General features: G+C 61.5%; 3 protein-coding genes and 1 pseudogene (1 of these 4 running past the window's edge). 2 read left to right on the top strand and 2 right to left on the bottom strand.

Features of this window, described 5'->3' with window-relative positions:
- A partial coding sequence (locus tag GEU01_RS27725) for an adenylosuccinate synthetase (protein WP_042710782.1) occupies nucleotides 1–364 on the top strand: 364 nt, incomplete at its 5' end.
- 173 nt (nucleotides 365–537) lie between these two features.
- Here GEU01_RS27725 and rpoH read toward each other — a convergent pair.
- Together rpoH and GEU01_RS05435 are read right to left on the bottom strand one after the other, a co-directional pair.
- Complete coding sequence (gene rpoH / locus GEU01_RS05430) at nucleotides 538–1440, bottom strand: RNA polymerase sigma factor RpoH (protein WP_010507067.1); 903 nt, start codon at nucleotides 1438–1440, stop codon at nucleotides 538–540.
- 244 nt (nucleotides 1441–1684) lie between these two features.
- Nucleotides 1685–2650 (bottom strand): RluA family pseudouridine synthase, encoded by a 966-nt coding sequence (locus GEU01_RS05435; protein ID WP_019085250.1) that lies wholly within the window; start codon nucleotides 2648–2650, stop codon nucleotides 1685–1687.
- Nucleotides 2651–2698: 48 nt separating this feature from the next.
- Here GEU01_RS05435 and GEU01_RS05440 point away from each other — a divergent pair.
- Nucleotides 2699–2858 (top strand): annotated as a pseudogene (locus GEU01_RS05440) (hypothetical protein); it runs 197 nt beyond the window's last position.

Genomic DNA, 2858 nt, shown 5'->3' on the forward strand with positions numbered 1-2858 from the left:
TGACGCCGTGCTGGTGCGTCGCGCGGTGCGCGTGGGTGGCGTGAACGGTCTGGCGCTGACCAAGCTGGATGTGCTGGACGGTCTGGACGAAATCAGCATCTGCGTCGGTTACGAACTGGATGGCAAGAAGATCACCAGTTTCCCCTCGGCCCCCGGTGCGCAGCAGCGTATCCGCCCGGTGTTCGAGACGATGGAAGGCTGGAAGGACAGCACCAGGGGCGCGCGGTCCTGGGCTGAACTGCCCGTGCAGGCCATCAAGTATGTCCGCCGGATCGAGGAACTGGTCGAGGCACCGGTTACCCTGCTGTCCACCAGCCCCGAACGTGACGACACCATCCTGATGCGCGACCCGTTCGAGGACTGATTAAAACAGAACAGAAGTTTTTGGGTGCCGCCTTTTTTCAAGAAGGCGGCGTTCCCTGAAGCTTTTTGAAAAAAGCTTCACCAAAAACTTCTTTAATTATGGCCAGTACAGACAAAAAGCCCCGCAGCGCCAGAAGCGTGCGGGGCTTTTTTATCAGGCAGGTCGTCGGGTGGTCAGGCCTCGGCCTGTGCCTCGTGTTTCGCGCGGCGGGACGCGACTTCAGCCTTCATCGCGGTCTGTACCTTTTCAAAGGCGCGGACCTCGATCTGGCGCACGCGCTCACGCGAGATGTTATAGACATGGGACAGTTCTTCCAGCGTCGCCGGTTCGTCCTTGAGCCGCCGTTCGGTCAGGATATGACGTTCACGGTCGTTCAGTGACTTCATGGCGTTGGCCAGAAGTGCCTGCCTGCCGGAATATTCCTCGCTCTGGGCAAGGGTTTCTTCCTGGTTGTCGTTGTCATCAACCAGCCAGTCCTGCCATTCCCCCTCGCCATCCATGCGCAGCGGCGCATTCAGGCTGTGGTCGGGGGCGGCCAGCCTGCGGTTCATGTTCACCACGTCCTGTTCGGGCACGCCGAGGGACTGGGCGATCTTGTTGACCTGTTCAGGTTGCAGGTCACCATCATCTATCGCCTGCATCTGCCCCTTGAGGCGACGCAGGTTGAAGAACAGTTTTTTCTGTGCGGCGGTTGTGCCGATCTTCACCAGTGACCAGCTATGCAGGATGTATTCCTGTATCGCGGCACGGATCCACCACATGGCGTAAGTCGCCAGGCGGAAGCCACGGTCGGGGTCGAAGCGGCGGACCGCCTGCATCATCCCGATGTTGCCTTCGCTGATCAGTTCGCCCACCGGCAGGCCGTAGCCACGATAGCCCATGGCGATCTTGGCGACGAGACGCAGGTGGGAGGTGACAAGCTTATGCGCGGCTTCGGTATCGCCCTTGTCTTTCCAGCGGCGCGACAGACGAAGCTCCTCCTCGGGGGAGAGCATGGGAAACTTGCGGATATCCCGAAGGTATTTGGACAGGTTGTTTTCGGGACCGGAAATAAGAGCAGAAGCAGAAGAGGCCATTGTAACGGACTCCTGTTCCAGAGGGACGGGACAGCCTTGATCCGGTCTAACGTAACCGTGACCGGAAGGGTTGCATTCGTCATCTCTGATAGACGCACGACTGGACATCTCACGTCCCTGTATATGACCCCCGTCATGGGCAGTTTTATACAGGACGTCCAGTTAGCCTGGGGGCGTCGGCCCCGGCGAACAATCACTGAACATAGGCATCTGGCCCTGCCATGTCAACGAATATGCCTGCAGATCAGGCAATACTGGACAGCAGGAGGCGAAAGTCTTTCGGTGGCGCGGTCTCGAACAGCATCTGCTCACCCGTGCGGGGGTGAACGAATCCCAGCCTGCGGGCATGCAGCGCCTGACGGGGGAAATCCAGCGCCGCATCCTTTGCCATGGGCGGCAGGCCACGGGCGGCGGCCGGAATCCGGCGCAGGTAGACCGGGTCGCCCACCAGCGCGTGCGCGGCATGGGCGAAATGTACCCGGATCTGGTGGGTGCGTCCGGTCGCCAGTTTGCATTCCACATGGGCAAGGCCGCCATGGAACGTGTTCAGCACCCGGTAATGGGTCAGCGCCACCTTGCCGCCGCCATTTGCAATCACCGCCATGCGTTTGCGGTCGCGCCGGTCGCGCCCGATCGCGCCATTGAACGATCCGTTGGCAGGCGAGGGGATGCCCCAGCAGATGGCCTGGTACGCCCGGTCGATCCTGCGTTCGGCAAAGGCGAGGGAAAGCGCCTGGTGCGCCATTTCGGTCTTGGCCGCGACCATGATGCCCGATGTGTCCTTGTCCAGACGGTGGACAATGCCCGGCCGCCTTTCCCCGCCGATGCCTGTCAACCCTTCGCCACAATGGGCCAGCAGGGCGTTGACCAGGGTGCCGTCCTCGTTGCCCGGCGCGGGGTGGACAACCATGCCCGCGGGCTTGTCCAGCACGATCAGGTCGCGGTCTTCATATAATATGTCCAGCGCAATATCCTGCCCCTGTGGCGTGGTGGGGATTGCGGGGGGGATGTGAATTTCATAACACATGCCTGCCCGCACGGGTTCCGCCGGATCACGCAGCGGGGCGCCATTGCGCAACAGGTGTCCGCTTTCCATAAGCGACTTGACGCGTGAGCGCGAAAGGCTTTCGACCGCATTGGCCATGAAGCGGTCCGTGCGCTGGCCTGCGTCGTCGGCGGTGGCGATGACAGGGGCAGCGGTGTCATTCATGGCATGTGTCTATCGGAAAAAACGGTATTCGGGAACGGAAAGCACATAATGGAAAAACAGGGATCGCGCGCGCTGCTTGCGGCGGTGATCGGCATGGGGGTTTTGCTGTTCATTGGCTCGCTGGCGCTGGTTGGCGTGCTGGTGCACCGCATGATGCACCCGGTGGCCACACCGGCGACCGCCGTGGCAGGGCCGGTTGCGGCCCCGC

Source organism: Komagataeibacter europaeus LMG 18890, from assembly GCF_000285295.1.
GTDB classification, from domain to species: Bacteria; Pseudomonadota; Alphaproteobacteria; order Acetobacterales; family Acetobacteraceae; genus Komagataeibacter; species Komagataeibacter europaeus.

Coding starts and splice junctions, on each gene's coding strand:
- rpoH (WP_010507067.1), bottom strand. CDS start 1,440: ATGGCCTCTTCTGCTTCTGCTCTTATTTCCGGTCCCGAAAACAACCTG.
- GEU01_RS05435 (WP_019085250.1), bottom strand. CDS start 2,650: ATGAATGACACCGCTGCCCCTGTCATCGCCACCGCCGACGACGCAGGC.